This is a genomic window from Thioclava indica, assembly GCF_000714545.1.
In the GTDB taxonomy this organism is placed as follows: Bacteria; Pseudomonadota; Alphaproteobacteria; order Rhodobacterales; family Rhodobacteraceae; genus Thioclava; species Thioclava indica.
The window spans coordinates 1-16,268 of the sequence record NZ_AUNB01000047.1 but is presented as its reverse complement, the minus strand read 5'-3'; the positions used below and the strand labels follow the sequence as shown (position 1 = coordinate 16,268).

Sequence of the window (16,268 nt, the reverse complement as noted above, 5' to 3'; positions counted from 1 at the left end):
CCGATGAGGGCCGCGTGGTGGTGTGAACGCGCCGCCCCTCGCTTAGACCGCGCGCGCGCAATTCATCGCGAAACCCCTGCAGGCGGCGTTGCGTGCGCGGATCCATACGCGCGCCGAGGAAACCGGGGTGACGATAGCCCTGAGCGATCAGATGCGCTGTTGCGGCCCGCGCGGCTTGATAGTGCGAAAATCCGATCATCCGGTCGTGGGGCGCGGGGTCCGTCTCCATGATCTGGACAACAGGGCAATCGGCCTCTTGCAATAGCGCTTTTGCGGCGTCGGTCTGGTCGATCCCGGTCACAATCAATCCCGCCGGGCGCTGACGTAGAAACAACCGGATCAAATTCTCTTCCGAGAGAGGCGCGTAGCGCGAATAGCCAAGTTGAACCGAATGGCGCGTGCCCTCCACCGCCGAATAAATTCCATCCATCACCGCCGAGAAAACGTTATTCGAGACCGAGGGTAAAATCACCCCGATCACGTCCGAACGCGTCGAGGCCAACGCTCGCGCTGCCGGATCGGGCAGATAGCCCAATGATTCGATGGCAGCGTCAATCTTGGCGCGCACTGCCCCTGACACGACATCGGGATTGCGCAGGGCGCGGGAAACTGTGGCAACGCTTACACCGACATGATCCGCCACATCGCGCATCTTTACTGTTTTGTTTTTATTATATTTAGCCATAGAATCCTCGATGATCTTCAAAGTCTAATCTTATCTTTGATTGACGAATGTAATCGCTTACATTAGTTCTCCACTCCCAAGAAACACACCACGTGCTTAGAAGGCAAGATGACAAACGCACTCGACCTTGCGCCCCCCCCGATTCTTGTGATGGGCGTTTGCGGCACCGGCAAGACGACGCTGGCCAAGCGGATCGCCGAGGCTGCGGAGGGCGTTTATCTTGATGCCGATGATTATCACCCGGTCGAAAACGTGACCCATATGGCGGCAGGCCTACCGCTGAATGATGCGATGAGATGGGGTTGGTTAGATCAGGTGGCCAAGGTCGTCAAAGCCTCACAGCATGAGGCATCTTTCGTCGTCTTCGCCTGTTCCGCGCTTAAATTTAGCTACCGCGAGCGGCTGCGCAAAGGCCTTGGCACGATGCATATCGCGCACTTGACCGGTCCGCGCGAGCTGATCGCCCAGCGCATGGCGGCGCGCGAAAGCCATTACATGCCGATCACGCTGCTGGACAGCCAGCTTGCCGATATGGAACCACCGGGGCCCGAGGAAGTCCCGTTAATCTGCGACATTTCCCACCCGCCAGAGGTGCTGTGCGCGCAGATACTACGTGAATGGGGTAAAGCCCCGCTCAGTTGATTTCGTCGTTTAAGGGAGGACACCATGACGAATACGATCCGCAATATCGCCCTTGCTACGGTTGCATCGCTGGCACTTGCCGGCACCGCGCAGGCCGAAGTGCATAAATACAAGTTTCAAAGTTCGGACCCCGCGGGCAACCCTAATTTCATCCTGCAGCAAAACTGGACGAAAGACCTTGCCAAGCGCACCGACAACCAGATCCAGATCGAGATGATGCCCGTTGGCTCGGTAGTTGAGCATAACGAGACGCTTGATGCAGTCGGTGCGGGAATTCTTGACGGCATTGTCACTGACATCTCGTATTTCGCAGGCAAGGACCCGGCATTTTCGCTGTTGGGAAATCCGGTGGGCGCATGGTCCAGCCCGGCGCAACTTCTTGATTTTATGAACAATGGTGGCGGCCAGGAACTCGCCAATGATCTGTTTCAACCCTACGGGCTGCACTATGTCGGCTCGACCACGACCGGGCTTGAGTCGCTGGTCTCTAAGGTGCCGCTGGATGGCGTAGCTGATCTCAAGGGTCTCAAGATGCGCGCCCCCGAAGGCTTGGTGCAAGATGTGTTCGCCGCCGCAGGTGCCGCCCCGGTCAACCTGCCGGGATCAGAGGTCTATACCGCGCTCGACAAGGGGGTGATCGATGCAGCCGACTACACCGTGTTCTCGACCAATCAAGCGCAGGGCCTGAACGACATTGCACCCAATCCGGTCTATCCGGGTTTTCACTCGATGCCGCTTGTGGGCGTTGCGATGAACAAGAAGGAATGGGACAGTCTGTCGCCCGAGTTGCAAAAAGCCTTTGAGGAGTCGGTCAAGACATTCGCGACGACCGAGGTGAATGATCTGGCCGCAGCCGACAAAAAAGCGGTGGCCGAGGCAGAAGCGGGCGGCAAGATCCATATCCATAACTGGTCGAACGAAGAGCGCGCCAAGTTCCGCCGCATCGCGATCACCCAGTGGGAAAAAGTCGCGCAGAAATCGGACAAGGCCCAGCATGTCTATGACGTGCTGACCGCCTATCTCAAGCAGAACAACTTGCTTTGATCTGAATGCGGGCGGGGCCGCCAGCGGCGGTCCCGCCCGTTCCCACTTCCCCGACATCAGCGGTTCCCCCATGCCCAAGCCAAACCCGAACGAGGGCGCGCCACACGCGCCCGAACCCACGCAAGCTGACGCCGAACATGGCGCAATCCCTGAAACCGGACTTTTGGGTCGCGCGATTGACGCGTTCGGGATTGTCTTTGCGATCGGTATCATCGCCTCTGCGCTGATCCTGCTCAACGAGGTGGTGCTGCGCTACGGATTCGACAGACCGACGATCTGGGCGCACGAAACCACGATCTTTCTTTGCGCAATGGCCTTTGTTTACGGTGGTTTGTACTGCGTCGTGCGCAACAGCCACATCCGCGTCGTACTGATCTACGATCTGGTCACTGGGCGCGCGAAACGCATCCTTGATGCCGTGATCTCGCTGATCTGCCTGTTCGCCGCCGGCTTCTTTGCATGGGCGGCCTATGGCATGGTGATCAAGGCGATCTTTCGCCCCGGCGGCGGCATTCATTTTGAGACATCAGGCAGCGCTTGGGATCCGATGTTTCCCGCCCTGCTGAAAATTTTCCTTTTTGTCGTGCTGTGCTTGATGGTGGCACAATTCACCATCATGGCAGTGACCTACCTGCGCGCAGCTTTCGGCAAGGGAGCGCAACAATGATCGAACATCTCCTCCATTTCGATCTGTCAGCGCTTGGGATCGGCTATGGCACATTGCTGCTATTCGCGCTGTTGATTGGGCTATTACTGACCGGCATTCCGTTGGCTTTCGTGACGCTCCTGGTCGCGCTGATCTTCGCACTCGGTTGGTTTGGGCCGATGGCTGTGCCGTTGATCACCAGTCGGGTTTATTCGTTCGTCTCAAGCTTCGTCTTTGTCTCGGTGCCAATGTTCGTGATGATGGCGGCGCTGCTGGACCGATCCGGGATTGCGCGCGACCTGTTTGAGGCGATGAAACTGGTTGGCGGACGAATGCGTGGCGCGGTGGCGATCCAGACCATTTTTGTGTCAGTAATCTTGGCCGCGATGTCAGGTATTATCGGCGGTGAGATCGTGCTGCTGGGCCTGCTGGCGCTGCCGCAGATGATCCGGCAGGGCTATGACCGCAAGCTGGCAATCGGCGTGATCTGTGCAGGCGGGTCGCTTGGCACCATGGTCCCCCCCTCAATCGTGCTGATCATCTACGGGTTGACGGCGAATGTCTCGATTGGAGATCTGTTCACCTCGGCCTTTATTCCGGGCTTCATGCTGGCCGCGTTTTACGTTCTGTTCGTGATCATCCGCGTTAAACTCAATCCCGAGCTTGCGCCGATGCCCGAACCCGATGATCGCCCATGGTCAGAAAAGATCAAGCTACTCAAGGGGCTTGTGCTGCCAGTTCTAGTGATTGGATTTGTGCTGGGTTCGATCTATGGCGGAATTGCCAGCGTGACCGAGGCCTCCGCGCTTGGCGTTGCAGGGGTGATGATCTCAACTCTGATCCGGGGCGAGTTGACGCTCTCGATGCTCAAAGGGGCTTCGCTCCAAACGCTTGGCACCTGCGGGATGATTGTCTGGATTGGGATTGGTGCGTCCGCATTGGTGGGCGTGTTCAACCTGATGGGCGGGATCGACTTCGTCTCGGGGCTGCTCAAGGGTGTTTCGGACGTTCCAATTGTGGTGATCCTGACTATGATGGCGATCCTGTTCTTTCTAGGCATGTTTCTGGACTGGGTCGGGATCGCGCTGCTGACAATGCCGATCTTCGTGCCGATTGTAAAAGATCTGGGCTATGACCCGGTGTGGTTTGGCGTGCTGTTTGCGATGAACATGCAGGTCAGCTTTCTCTCGCCCCCGTTCGGCCCAGCCGCTTTCTATCTCAAGTCGGTCGCACCGAAAGATGTCAGCCTCGGCGAAATTTTCCGATCGCTGCTACCCTTTATCGCGATCCAAATAGTTGCGGTGGGTCTACTGGTGGCCTTTCCCGCGATCACCGGGCACTAATCAATACCTCAACGTTCCTTCATCGGTGTCGACAACAGCCGCAACACGACCGATCTGCCTATCCCACTGAGCCTCGGCATCTGTCTTGCTGTCCTGGGCGAAGATCGTCTTCAGCATCGCTGCCACCGCTGTGAACTGCTTGGCCGGAGCATGGGCAAGCGCGTTGCGCATCCAGTGAACGCGACAGCGCTGATGCGTGGCATCGAACAAACGACTCGCGGTGGCCCGCAGGCCATTGTGATCATCGGCGTTTGTCTGCAACGGCTTGCAAATTCGAAGACCCGCAAGCATTTTCAGCAGCGTCGGCACGCGGCCCACGAAGGTCTTTTCAAGATTAATGATTGTGAGACGGCTGCAACCAACGCGGCGAGCCATTTCGGCCTGCGAAATCCCTAGAGATTTGCGGCATTCACGAAGCGTCCCAACAGGACTATCGCTGCTCGGGAGCCAGGCCCAGCGCAGATCAAGCATGCAGCATCGATTTTTCATTATCGGAACCAATGACATGATAAAAAATCATTCCATCCAAGCGCGCTCAATAGAAAGAAAAACAAACTATGCATAAGGGCGGATATGAACGCGCATCCAAGGCGGGTGCTTTTAGATTAGGGACGCGGCGATTGCAGATCTTACCAACCCGGACCAGCAAGATCGTCGTCAGGGTCCGTCGTGGGCTCATTGGGCTCAACGCTTTCCTCAATATCTGCCAAACCATCGGAGGCGATTTCGATTTGGTTTTTAACATGCGCGTCCGATCGTTCTTGGCTATCAATCACCACGCAATCCTTTTGATAGGCGCGTTCAAACGCGCTTGCTTGGTTGCCGGGGCGGACTATCTTCACCTCGTGGCCAAATACGCGCGTTGCGGACCCATCTGCCCAAAGGACGTCGAGGGCAGCTTTACCCGGCGCGGCACGCCAAACCTTGGGGCGCAATCTTAACTCGCGACACACGGCAAGGGCTTGGCGCAAGATCTCCCCAAGTGTTAGCTGCGGATCGGCGCCAAAATCGCCAGCAGCTCCCTCAACATTCTGTTTTGCTCTTTCAAAAGCGTGTCGGTCGCGCTTGGCGTGGCGTCCGGTTTCTGCTCCAATATCTGGCCGAGGCATTCCTCTACTTTCGTCAGCCGCGCTTCCACCGCCTCCTGCGCTTTTGCTTGTGCTTCCAACACGGCCATCAGCCGCTCGACCAGACCCTGCTCCTCCCCCTCGGGTTGGTTCAGCAGGTCCAGAAGCGGGAACAGTCTGATGATGTGCGAATCCATGTTCATCAACTGATCGAGCAACGCCTTTGAGGGCTCGGGCCATTCCCATGTGGTCATATCGTTTTTTGAGGTCATCAAGTCTCTCCAAAATGTGGTTAAGGGGGTGACGCGCGGCCCGCAGCGCCCGTGACAAATCCAGGCGCGCGCGGAGATCTCGCAAGCCGCGCGCCAGTTTTAGCCGTTGCCGGACAAAGCGCGGCTCCCATGCCAGACCCAAATCGCTGGTGTTGATTTCCACCCCGGTCTTCGAGATCCAGAAATGACTGCGCGATCCGTGTCGGTTTTCCCGCACCTCATGATGAAAGCCAAACTGCGGGCCCGCCATATGCGCCGCAAGGGTTGCGATTTCTCCTGGCTGCACCCGCAAAAATATCTGCTGTAACGCCGCATGCAGATCACGCGCGTCGGGCGAGGTCAGGTTTCGCTTCGGTGTGATCGGATCGAGCGTCAGCACCTGAGGTGAGAAATACGCCGGCACCTCAAGTCCGATCATGCGATTGATTTTTTGATGTATACGGTCAAGCACATGGCGCTTCTTATGCACGACCAGATTATGCCCGCTGAAGTCGCTCAGCGACACCGCGACATGAACATGATCGCAAGTTGCATCCTCGTGACGCCCCGCAATCCAGGCCGTGCGATCAGGGATCACGCCAAGCTCTTCCACGGTTAATTCAACGATCCGCATCCATCGAGCGTCATCGGCGCGCAGCCCCTCGGGCAGCGAGAGGGTCATGTGCAGAATTTGCCCGCCGCGACGGAAAAGATCGAGATCCTCACAGACCTGATCTGGCGTCAGAAACGGCAAGGTGCCTCCGACGAGTTTTGCGCCGCGACGAAAGACATAGTCTCGCGCGGCCGTTGCGTCAGCGTGAAATTTCAGGAACGGCCGCGTCACGCGACCGTCCCGCGCAAGGTTTCAAGAAATGCTTCGATCAGCCGTTCGGCTTGCGCCTTGTTCACCGCCGTTTTGCGACCATTCGCCAACGCGCGGATCTCATTGAGTTGCTTGCCCAAGCGTCCCAATTCGGGCGCGCCATCGTAAGATTGATCCTCAATATAGTTCAGAACGGCCGCAGCCAGAAAGGCAGACTGCGTCGTATGACCAGAGCGTCTATACGCCAATTTGATCTGCGCCGCCTGCCGCGTAGTCACTGAAAACTTAAACTGCGTGCGCGCCGCCTCGGGCGCGCTTTCCGGAGCATTCGCATCTGTTAAGGAGTTCCCATTCAAACCAGTCATCCGACACCTTTCTATTCTCGCGAGCCCATAAATTCATTCATCGAAAACCTCGGGGCGACCAACGCACACCCGCCTCAAACAGTATAGTTTCTGATCGCGAAATTTGCTCTACTGAGAATGTCTGTGTGGCGAGAAAACTGTGGATAACGGTGCGATCCGAACAGGCCGGATGCCCAACAACCGCCTGTTTTCGCAAGGCTCGGTAATAACCTGAAATGGGACCATTTTCTTTTAGGTTCTAAACGGGGGCAATCTGGGCAGGAAGGGTGGGCATAGTCGCATTATGCCGCGCGCTGGCGACACTGCCTGCACATGCCCAAGCTGCGAGGGTGGAAATCAACGATCGTGGCGGGTGACTGTGGCAGCACCCGAGGAAATTGGTGTGCGTTCCTAGACCGGACAATTAGCGGAACTTCGCGGGCAATGCTTGCCGGCTTGCGCGATGTATTTGGCGCGGCCAAGGCGCTCAAGGATTGGTGTTTACCCCTCCTAAAACACGGCTCAAATCATCACTCAGGTAAACGAAATCTGCCGGTGCGCCGGGATTCAAATGACCGATATCCCTCGCCAAACCGACAGCCTCGGCTGGGGCGCGCGTCGCCATTGCCAGGGCTTGAGCACGCGTAAGGCCGACGTGGCGATGCATATTCGAGATGGCTTGCGGAAGCGTAATATCAGCGCCCGCCAGCGTGCCATCAGAAAGCGTCAAGTGACCGTCGCGGCGCTCGATGGTGCGGCCATTCAGCGTGAAATGGCTTAGATCCGTCCCCGCTACCGCCATAGCGTCAGTTACCAAAAACAGACGCCCCGGCCCGCTTTTCGCGCGCGCAGCCACTCCGATGGCGGGTGCAGAGACATGGACAAGGTCGGCAATCAGCCCTGCCGCGACCCCACTGTCGAGCGCCGCGCCTACCAATCCCGGCGCCCGGTGCGTGAGTGGACTCATTGCGTTGAAAAGATGGGTCACGCAACGCGCACCAGCAGCAAAACCCGTCCGCGCGCTTTCATAGCTGCAATTGGTATGGCCAGCGCGTTAGCATCAGGCGCAATGATCGCATCCAGATCAGGATAGGCGCTCAGGATGCCTTCTGCTGTCTGTAGGGACTTTTGGGCATCGTTATATCCGTATTGGGTGGTAACGATATCCCAGCCGGGATGCTCGGCCTGAATCTTTGCTTTCGCTGAGGCAATCTCAAGTGTCGATGCTTTGATGTCGGGGGAGACGAGACTGTGAAGGTGCATCGCAAGAACGCCTATCGCAAATTGTCGATATCGTCTCAGGCCCAACTTTTTTCGCTCTTTTTACGGGCCCTAGAACCATCTTGATTATTTAGCTGCCAAGCCATCGGAATGTAGCGCTGGCGGTTCTTGAAAGAACTACTTTGTTTGACTTTCCCATCCACTGAAACTGCGGCACTGCCCAACACATGGAATTCCGCTTTAACGCCTTGGTTGTGCTCAGACCTATCTAACCCTCTTCCATCTTACGGTGCAGGGTCAAACAGGCGTCGCGCAGCGAAGGCGAATGGTCCCGGTTGGGATGATCATTCGTTAGTCTGAAAAATGTGCATATCAGCTGGATAGGGCTTCGTCTGACTGTAGGGCAAAACAACCAACTTTGCGCATTGGGTGGCTGTGGTCTTGCATAGTGGTGCGCGCACCAATTCCACGGTATTGCCCTAGCAATTTGTTCTCCCTACGCTCTCATCCATGCCAGTCCCGCACCCACCCGCCAATCCCTTTCGCGCGCAACGTCTTGCACAGGCAGCCATGATGGGCATGCTGATCACGGTGCGCTGCCCTGGATGCAACAGGAAAGTTCATTATTGGGCTGCGGATCTCTTGCAGGTTCTGGGCGACCGCAGGCTCAATGAACCGCCCTTTCCCTGCTCACGCTGCAATAGCCGCGAACTGGATGTTCGATGGCGTATCCCCGCCCCATCCGAGCTGACCGACTTGACCATCCGTCGCCCAATCCGGCAGGTTGTGCGCTGGATCTGGCGCAATGAGAAGGCCTGAAGCCATGTGCAACCTCTACAGCAATACGACGACGCAAGAAGCAATGCGCGGGCTCTTCAAGGGCCTCTCGGATCGTGTGGGCAACCTCGGGCCGGGCAAGTTTTACCCCGATCAATTGGCCCCCATCATCCGACACGCAGATGGCGGATTAGAGTTGGTCACGGCGCGCTGGGGAATGCCCTCGCCGCCCTCAGTGCTCAAGCCTGAAGAGATTGTCGCGAAGTTACGGCAAGCAATGCGAGCGACCTGCACGCTGTCGCGCCAGTGCCGGTCGGGCACACGCCGAGTCCAAAAGGCGCACGGCGGTTTTGCGCCGCGCGCCTCAGCTCAATCCGGCGCTTTGACGAGGATTTTCACTTGGGACTTCTCGGCCACGAGTGCCTCGAAACCTTGCTCTACGATCTCGTCAATGGAGATCCGCTTGGTCACCAGTTTATCGGCGCTGAAATAGCCTTGGATCATCAGCTCCATCACCGCCGGATAGACATGGCGATAGGCGATTGTGCCTTGCAACTGACGCTCTTTGAGCACTGCCGTATTTGGATGAAACGACGCGTCACCCTCCCAGATCGAGACGATCAGCGTCTGCCCTTCATGGCGCGTGCTGTCGATGCATTGCGGCAGAACGCGCGGCACCCCCGTCACCTCAAATGCCACATGCACACCGCCCGTGGCGCTGCGGATTGTCGCAACCGGATCCTCTGCCATTGGGTCGATCACCGAGGTCGCCCCCAGTTCAAGCGCCTTGGCACGGCGCTCTGCCGACGGCTCTACAACGTGGATTTGCGCCGCCCCCGCCACGCGCAGCGCCTCGACCACAAGCAGACCAATCGGGCCCGCACCGAACACCGCTGCCTTGTCACCAGCCTTGATCTTTGACATCCGCACGGCATGCAGCGCCACCGCTGCCGGCTCGACCAACGCCCCTTGCTCCATGGAAAGATCATCGGGCATCTTGTGGACCATTCGGGCAGGGACTACCGAGGTCGCCGCAAAACCACCATGACCACCCGAGAGCCCGACAAAGCCGAGGCTGTCGCAGAGATTGTATTTACCCTCCATGCAGGCCTCGCAGTGACCGCAGGCAAAGATCGGCTCGATTGCGACCCGGTCCCCCTTGGTCAGACCGCTGACACCATCGCCCAGATCCGTGATGGTGCCGCAATATTCATGACCCATTGTGATCGGAGCTTTGTCATGGCTCAGCGGGTGAGTTTCTTCCACCGGAACAAAGATAGGCCCAGCGAGATATTCATGCAGGTCGCTGCCACAGATCCCGGTCCATGCAACCTTGATTTTGACCTCTCCCGGACCGGGTGACGGTTCTGCGATATCCTCGACGCGAATGTCTTTAACGCCATGCCAACGTGCGGCTTTCATAGCTGTCTCCTCTATATCTGATGAGATGCCCCGGCCCACGATGGGCCGGGGACGGTTGTAAACGAACGCTCAGGACAGATGGTGAACCTGCTGGAGCCCGTAGACGGGCGTGTCGAGGCCCTCCAGCCGTGCCTTGAGTTGCAGCGCGAGATAGAGCGAGTAATGACGCGACTGGTGCAGGTTCCCGCCATGGAACCACAGGTTTTCCTGCTGGGTCGGCTTCCACATGTTGCGTTGCTCGCCTTCCCAAGGGCCCGGATCTTTAGTCGTGTCAGAGCCAAGCCCCCAAACCTTGCCCACCTTGTCGGCCACGTCCTGACTGATGAGATCCGCCGCCCAGCCGTTCATTGACCCAAACCCTGTTGCAAACACCACAAGATCGGCGGGCAGTCGCGTGCCATCGGCCAGAACGACCGCGTCTTGCTCGAAATGATCGACTTGCCCTTTGGCGAGTTTCACCTCGCCGTCGATGATCAACTGACTGGCACCGACATCGATGTAATAGCCCGAACCGCGACGCAGGTATTTCAGGAATAACCCCGAGCCATCATCCCCCCAATCCAGATCGAAACCGGCCTTTTCCAGCCCCGCATAAAATTCGGCATCCCGTTCGCGCATCTGGTCATAGAGCGGGATCTGGAACTCATGCATGATCTTGTAGGGCAACGAGGCAAAGATCATGTCCGCCTTTTCGGTCGTGATGCCATTGGCCAGCGCCTCTTCGGAATAGAGCGCACCAAGGCCGATCTCCATCAGGCTGTCCGAGCGCACGATATGGGTCGAGGAGCGCTGCACCATCGTCACATCCGCCTCCGATTCCCAAAGGGCGGCGCAGATGTCATGGGCCGAGTTGTTCGAGCCGATCACCACAATCTTTTTGCCGCTCCACTCGTCGGGGCCTTTATGCTGCGAACTGTGCTGGATCGTGCCGTTGAAATCTTCCATTCCGGGGAATTTCGGCATGTAAGGCTTTCCCGACATGCCTGTGGCAAGCACCAGCTGCGTGGGCTCTAGCACGACTGTTTCGCCATCGCGATTGACCGTCACGCGCCATTTGCCCGCCGTCGCGTCATAGCTGGCCTTCGTCACCTCCGAGCGCGTCCAGTAATTGATCTCCATCACCTTGGTATACATCTCAAGCCAGTCGCCTACCTTGTCCTTGGGGGTGAAGACCGGCCAATTGTCGGGGAATTTGATATAGGGCAGGTGATCATACCAAATCGGGTCATGCAGGCTGAGCGATTTGTAGCGGCTTCGCCATTGGTCACCGGGCCGGTCATGCTTGTCGAGCACGATCGCGGGCACACCGAGCTGGCGAAGGCGCGCGCCTAATGCGATACCGCCCTGACCGCCGCCGACGATCAGCACATAGGGTTGCGTGCCATAGCCCAGATCGGCGTCTTCTGCATCGCGCCGTTCCTTCCACGACGTCCGGTTCTTGCGCGCGCCATGTTCCGCGCCCATCGGGCGACGCTTGCCGCGATTTTCCTCAAATCCCTTTAGCTCTTGCAGCGCCGTTAGCAGGGTCCAGATGCGACCCTCCTTGATCCGCATCAGCCCACAACCACGTCCGGCCTTGGTCTCGAACGTCACCCATGCCGTGATCACGCCGCCCTCCTCGGCGGGGCTCTCACCGGATTGCAGTTCGAACTGTCCAGGCCGCGTGTGATCGATCTGGTGACGCAGCAAATCTGCTACGCCCTCGGGACCTTCGACGGTCTTGAGATTCCAGCTCACTGCGACGAGGTCGCGCCAGTAGCTGTCAGTGGCAAACAGCGCTGCCGCGCGATCAATGTCTCCGCTCTCCAAGGCGGAATTGAGGCTGTCGAGAACCTCCTGGGTCTGATGGGTCACCGTAGTATCAAGCATCGCGTCTCCTCCTCTGCGCTTATCTCGTGCAGAAGTATCGTCGCGTAAAAGACGTCCAACCTATGGTTTATTGGCGCAAAGGCAGTATAAAAGGGCTGCTGCGGTGCGGCATGTTGCGCGCGCAACGCTTGCGCAACGCATCACTCGGGCGGTTGCAACCCAGCCTTGCGCATGCGACGCAAAATAGTAGAGCGATTGACCCCGAAGCGCCGCGCCGTCTGCGCCATATTCCAATCGCAGGCCTCCAGCACCTGCTCGAGGGCATCCCAAGGGTCGCGCGCCAGACTCGGGCTGGTTTCTGAAGCCGAGGCGATCGAGCTTGGAAGATCGGGCAGATCAATCACCGGACCAATGCAAAGTGAGGCGGCGACATCCAGAACATGTTCGAGCTCGCGGATGTTGCCTTGCCACAGACGCCCCTTGAGATCGACGCGTGCTGCAGGCGACAGTCGGATCAACTCAGACGTTTGACGGCGCAGATGTCTTGAGATCAACCAATCAAGGTCGCGCCGCATACGCAGGGGGGGCAAGCTGAGGGTGCAGCCAGCCAGTCTGTGAAACAGCGGTTGGGGCAGAGTAAGTTCGGCGGGGGAAAGGCAACTCGTCGAGAGTGGTCTCAGATCGGGCCGCCCATCGAGAAGCCCGCTCAAGGCAGTGGCGGTATCGGTGGAGAGGTCTTCTATCCGGCGCAACAGAAGCGTGGTCGGGCCGGGCAAGTCAAAGCAGGCGTCGAGCAAGTGCTGCATATCAAGCCCGGCACAATCGAGGCTAATGAAACCTTGCGCTTTACCCGTCATATGGATCGCGCGCGCAAGCTTGGCCTTGCCTGTTCCAGTCTCGCCCGTGATCAAAAGCGGCACCGTTCCCGGTGCAAGCCGCTCTGCCTGCGCCAGCAGTCGCGCCATGCCCGGGTCACCGCCCGTCAATCCGGCCAGCGCGCCACTTGCACGCAGCCCGACATGGGGTTTGCGCGGTGCTTTTGGGGCGATCGCATGCCCAAACAGCGCCCCGCCGTCACGCATTTCTATCACCCGTTCTTCTGTCGGGCGGTCGCGCATAAGGTCGGGTAGGTCATCGACGCTTAGCCCTAGAACCTCGTCGATGCGGCGGCCGATAATCGACGCGCCCGAGGGAAACAACCGCCGAGCCGTGCGAGTATAGCCCAGAATGCGCCCCGCGCCGTCCAGCCGCACAGCCGCCTCCGGGTCGACATCCAGAAACTCCGGGCTGGAGGACAGGCGCAGCACCCAGTCGCGTGGGCTCTCGGCCATCAGGTTGGCCATCTCGACCCGCCGTGCGGCGTTGGTCACAAGGCTCATCGCAAGGTTCTGGCTGCTCTTTGGCGTCGGTGAGCGCAAGAGTGAGATATCAAGCACCGCTGCCAACTGGCCTAGACTGTCGAAGATTGGTGCAGCAGTGCATGACAGCATCGTATGTGAATTGCCGAAATGATCGTCTTGATGCACCGTCACTGGTTCTTGCGTGTAAATACAGGCACCCACTCCGCATGTCCCGGCCAGATCCTCGGACCAATTCGATCCTAGGTAAAGACCCGCGCTGCGCAGATCCTCGACAAAGAGGTCGTCTCCGAAGAAGTCGACGCAGACACCTTGCGCATCGGTCAAAAGCAGGACGTAATTCTGCCCGGCGACCTGTCGGAACAGACTTTGCAGCCCGGATCGCGCGGCTGCAATCATCCATTCGGCCTGCTTGCGGTGATCGCGCAGCTCCGCTTCTGTCACAATATGTGCAGGGTCAGAGCGCATCGGATCCATGCCATACAATTCGACACAGCGCCGCCACGAGGCTGAGACAAAACCGTCTCTACCTGTTTGCGTGCCATCCAGCACCTGTCCGATCTCCTCGACGTGCCGCGCGTCTGTCATGGCCCATCGCCTCCCGAAGATAGCGTAGCACTGGATGCATCCCTTTGTGGAGTGGCTTTTGGTCGAAGACAGTATCATCCTGATCAAAGCGGCCCGTGGCATGCAAACGCCATTGTAGGTTCGCGCGTAATGTTAGGAGCATTCGAAATGGCGCGCCGTGCCGGGCTCGAGCATCTGCAGCGGCGAGGTCGTGAGGCTGGTCGAGGTGCCTTGCGTGCCATGCACCACCTTACCTGCGGAAATTTGAGTGGAGCACCTGGAGGAACTGAAAGGTGACGCGATTAAATGTACCCTTGAAGAGATACTCTTGCTCCTCTATATGGAAAAAGAGTATCGTTATAGGGGCACTCAATGGACTTCACTATTCAGACACATGTCGACGGTGAGTGGCGTGATGCAGCTGATGTCAAATTCGTAGAGCCCGATCGCGGGATCGCAGGTGCGACGAACACAAGCTATGACACGGACTATTGGGCGGAGATGGCCTCCGTCGATGCCCTCAAAGGGAATGTTATCGATCGCCGTGCGTTGTCGCTGCGTTACCCGGTGGATCTCTCTTATCATCAATCTGACCGCTGGCCAGCCTGGCTCCTCGACCTCATGCCTCAGGGGGCGGCTCGCGCACGCATTGCGCGAGAAGAAGGGCTGCGACCTGATGATCCAGCCGTCGAGCTTCAGCTGTTACGCCGTGCGGGGGGCGCCCCCATTGGAAATCTGCGCATCCGGGAAGCTTGGGAAGCTGAACAGGAGCGCATCGCAGGTCTTGAGTGCCCCCCTCTGACGGATGGTGACATCTTCAACCGCACTGAACGGTTCCTGGATGTTGTCGATCGGTTTGCACATCTTGCCTCCGGCTCCAGCGGTGTGCAGGGTGAATGGCCCAAAGCTCTGATGACACGTTCCGCGCGGGATGGTTTCTGGTATCCGGATCCTTTTGTCAAAACTGAAGATGGGCTCGAGCATGTCATCATCAAGCTCCTGAAATCTTCAAGCGACAATGATCGGCTGATCCTTGAGGCAGAGGCACCCTATCTGGAGTTGGCCCGATCCTTTGGTCTGAAGTGTGCAGCGGCTTTGCGCTACGAACCTGGTGTGCTGATCATGCCGCGGTTTGATCGGGAAGTCGCTGATGGAAAGGTCTTGCTCCATGGGCAGGAAAGCCTGACTTCGGCTCTTGGCGTCGCTGAATTCGGCATGTCCAGAGCGCATGAGGACTATCTTGAAATCATAGATCTCTACAGCGATGACCCAGCAGCGGACAGGCTAGAGTATCTCATGAGAGATGTCCTCAATATGGCCGCAGGGAATCCGGACAATCATGGGCGCAATACGGCCATGCAGCGCCCGGCACACGGCGGGGTTCGGTTGGCTCCGCTGTTCGATTTTGCGCCCATGCGCCTTTCGGATGCAGGCATCGCACGTCAGAGCCGGTGGCGCTGCCTTGAGGGGCGAGATCTCGGTGCGGACTGGTCTGCGGTGTGCGATGCTGTGGCTTGTAAAGGTTTGAATGTCGACGAAGTACGACAGGCATTGATTGATATGCTGCCTGCGCTGCGCGACTTGCCAGGTGCCGCTGCTGAGCTGGGCGTGCCGGACAAAGTTATTGAGCAGGCCATCAGGCCCGATCAGATGATCGCTGCGATTGAAGCCTTGGAGGATGCCCAATGCCAGCCGTGAAGCCTCTTACAAAAATTGAAAAGCGCACACGTCGCGAGGAGATCTTTCGGAAAGCAGCCTCAGGCGAACTCGATTTTCCGAATGCGGTTCGTGATTTGCGCCAATCTCTGGGTATGACCCAAGCCGTGTTCGCTGAACGATTTGGTCTGACCCGGGTTCAGGTGATCGCCCTGGAGGGGGGGAAAGCAAATCCGACCTTGGAAACACTCGAGAAGATAGGTCGTCCCTTTGGGCTCCAAGTGGGGTTTGTGCCGATTCAGAGTTCTAATACAAATATTTAGATGTTTCGGGGTGCGTTGCAAAACGCATCGTGCTCCTGAACTCTAAAGAGCCTTATTCCGTCCGATCGATAGCGCTGCCCCCACCTTCCTTGTGCGACCCTGATCTGAGATTCAGCCCCAATGGATGGATGATCAGGGAGTTTCGCCATGGAGCGCTCAACGGAGTTTCTCAGCAACATTGATATGGTTGTGGGGCCGCGTGGTCACCGCCGGTGGCCGGATGCAGTGAAGGCGCGAATTGTGGCCGAGACGTTGGTTGAGGGGTAAGCGGCGTCTGGCCCCCACCTTTC

General features: G+C 58.0%; 15 protein-coding genes and 2 pseudogenes. 7 read left to right on the top strand and 10 right to left on the bottom strand.

Annotated features, from left to right (window positions below; all coding sequences use genetic code 11):
* On the bottom strand, nt 1-685 hold a 685-nt coding region (locus DT23_RS13615; protein ID WP_038132079.1), incomplete at its 3' end, for a LacI family DNA-binding transcriptional regulator.
* A 108-nt stretch (nt 686-793) separates the two neighbouring features.
* On the opposite strand from DT23_RS13615, the gene DT23_RS13610 reads away from it, so the two are divergent.
* From DT23_RS13610 to DT23_RS13595, 4 genes are all read left to right on the top strand, one after another.
* The gene (locus tag DT23_RS13610) at nt 794-1,327 is read left to right on the top strand and encodes a gluconokinase (protein WP_038132078.1); all 534 of its coding nucleotides are present in this window, start codon (nt 794-796) and stop codon (nt 1,325-1,327) included.
* Nucleotides 1,328-1,351: 24 nt separating this feature from the next.
* The gene (locus DT23_RS13605; RefSeq protein ID WP_038132076.1) at nt 1,352-2,371 is read left to right on the top strand and encodes a TRAP transporter substrate-binding protein; all 1,020 of its coding nucleotides are present in this window, start codon (nt 1,352-1,354) and stop codon (nt 2,369-2,371) included.
* Between the two features lie 70 nt (nt 2,372-2,441).
* The gene (locus tag DT23_RS13600; protein ID WP_081847180.1) at nt 2,442-3,038 is read left to right on the top strand and encodes a TRAP transporter small permease subunit; all 597 of its coding nucleotides are present in this window, start codon (nt 2,442-2,444) and stop codon (nt 3,036-3,038) included.
* Nucleotides 3,035-4,360, top strand: a complete 1,326-nt coding sequence (locus DT23_RS13595) for a TRAP transporter large permease (RefSeq protein WP_038132074.1) — start codon at nt 3,035-3,037, stop codon at nt 4,358-4,360. The genes DT23_RS13600 and DT23_RS13595 overlap by 4 nt, the downstream gene beginning before the upstream one ends.
* Here the strand turns inward: DT23_RS13595 and DT23_RS20085 are convergent.
* The 6 genes and pseudogenes from DT23_RS20085 to DT23_RS20075 all read right to left on the bottom strand — a co-directional run.
* A pseudogene (locus DT23_RS20085) lies at nt 4,361-4,609 on the bottom strand (transposase); the annotation flags it as partial. It abuts the gene before it with no gap.
* An 87-nt stretch (nt 4,610-4,696) separates the two neighbouring features.
* Nucleotides 4,697-4,831, bottom strand: a pseudogene (locus tag DT23_RS20195) (helix-turn-helix domain-containing protein); the annotation flags it as partial.
* A gap of 158 nt (nt 4,832-4,989) precedes the next feature.
* Complete coding sequence (locus tag DT23_RS19565) at nt 4,990-6,522, bottom strand: relaxase/mobilization nuclease domain-containing protein (RefSeq protein WP_156023957.1); 1,533 nt, start codon at nt 6,520-6,522, stop codon at nt 4,990-4,992.
* On the bottom strand, nt 6,519-6,749 hold the full coding sequence (locus DT23_RS13575; RefSeq protein ID WP_156023956.1) for a hypothetical protein: 231 nt from the start codon (nt 6,747-6,749) through the stop codon (nt 6,519-6,521). Before DT23_RS13575 ends, DT23_RS19565 begins: the two co-directional genes overlap by 4 nt.
* Before the next feature lie 583 nt (nt 6,750-7,332).
* Nucleotides 7,333-7,833: an amidohydrolase family protein gene (locus DT23_RS13570; RefSeq protein ID WP_051697298.1), complete on the bottom strand. Its 501-nt coding sequence runs from the start codon at nt 7,831-7,833 to the stop codon at nt 7,333-7,335.
* On the bottom strand, nt 7,830-8,153 hold the full coding sequence (locus tag DT23_RS20075; RefSeq protein WP_420804691.1) for a hypothetical protein: 324 nt from the start codon (nt 8,151-8,153) through the stop codon (nt 7,830-7,832). The genes DT23_RS13570 and DT23_RS20075 overlap by 4 nt, the downstream gene beginning before the upstream one ends.
* A 486-nt stretch (nt 8,154-8,639) precedes the next feature.
* Here DT23_RS20075 and DT23_RS13560 point away from each other — a divergent pair, with 486 nt between their 5' ends.
* Nucleotides 8,640-8,885: a hypothetical protein gene (locus DT23_RS13560; protein WP_156023954.1), complete on the top strand. Its 246-nt coding sequence runs from the start codon at nt 8,640-8,642 to the stop codon at nt 8,883-8,885.
* Nucleotides 8,886-9,212: 327 nt separating this feature from the next.
* Here the strand turns inward: DT23_RS13560 and DT23_RS13555 are convergent, their stop codons facing one another.
* The 3 genes from DT23_RS13555 to DT23_RS13545 form a co-directional block, all read right to left on the bottom strand.
* On the bottom strand, nt 9,213-10,265 hold the full coding sequence (locus DT23_RS13555) for a 2,3-butanediol dehydrogenase (RefSeq protein ID WP_038132064.1): 1,053 nt from the start codon (nt 10,263-10,265) through the stop codon (nt 9,213-9,215).
* Between the two features lie 69 nt (nt 10,266-10,334).
* Nucleotides 10,335-12,134, bottom strand: coding sequence for an NAD(P)/FAD-dependent oxidoreductase (locus tag DT23_RS13550; RefSeq protein ID WP_038132062.1), 1,800 nt, complete (start codon nt 12,132-12,134; stop codon nt 10,335-10,337).
* Nucleotides 12,135-12,274: 140 nt separating this feature from the next.
* Nucleotides 12,275-14,020, bottom strand: a complete 1,746-nt coding sequence (locus DT23_RS13545; RefSeq protein WP_038132061.1) for a sigma-54-dependent Fis family transcriptional regulator — start codon at nt 14,018-14,020, stop codon at nt 12,275-12,277.
* Nucleotides 14,021-14,371: 351 nt separating this feature from the next.
* Here DT23_RS13545 and DT23_RS13540 point away from each other — a divergent pair, with 351 nt between their 5' ends.
* Nucleotides 14,372-15,697, top strand: a complete 1,326-nt coding sequence (locus DT23_RS13540) for a type II toxin-antitoxin system HipA family toxin (RefSeq protein ID WP_051697296.1) — start codon at nt 14,372-14,374, stop codon at nt 15,695-15,697.
* Nucleotides 15,685-15,978: a helix-turn-helix transcriptional regulator gene (locus DT23_RS13535; RefSeq protein WP_038132059.1), complete on the top strand. Its 294-nt coding sequence runs from the start codon at nt 15,685-15,687 to the stop codon at nt 15,976-15,978. Before DT23_RS13540 ends, DT23_RS13535 begins: the two co-directional genes overlap by 13 nt.
* Nucleotides 15,979-16,268 lie beyond the last annotated feature (290 nt).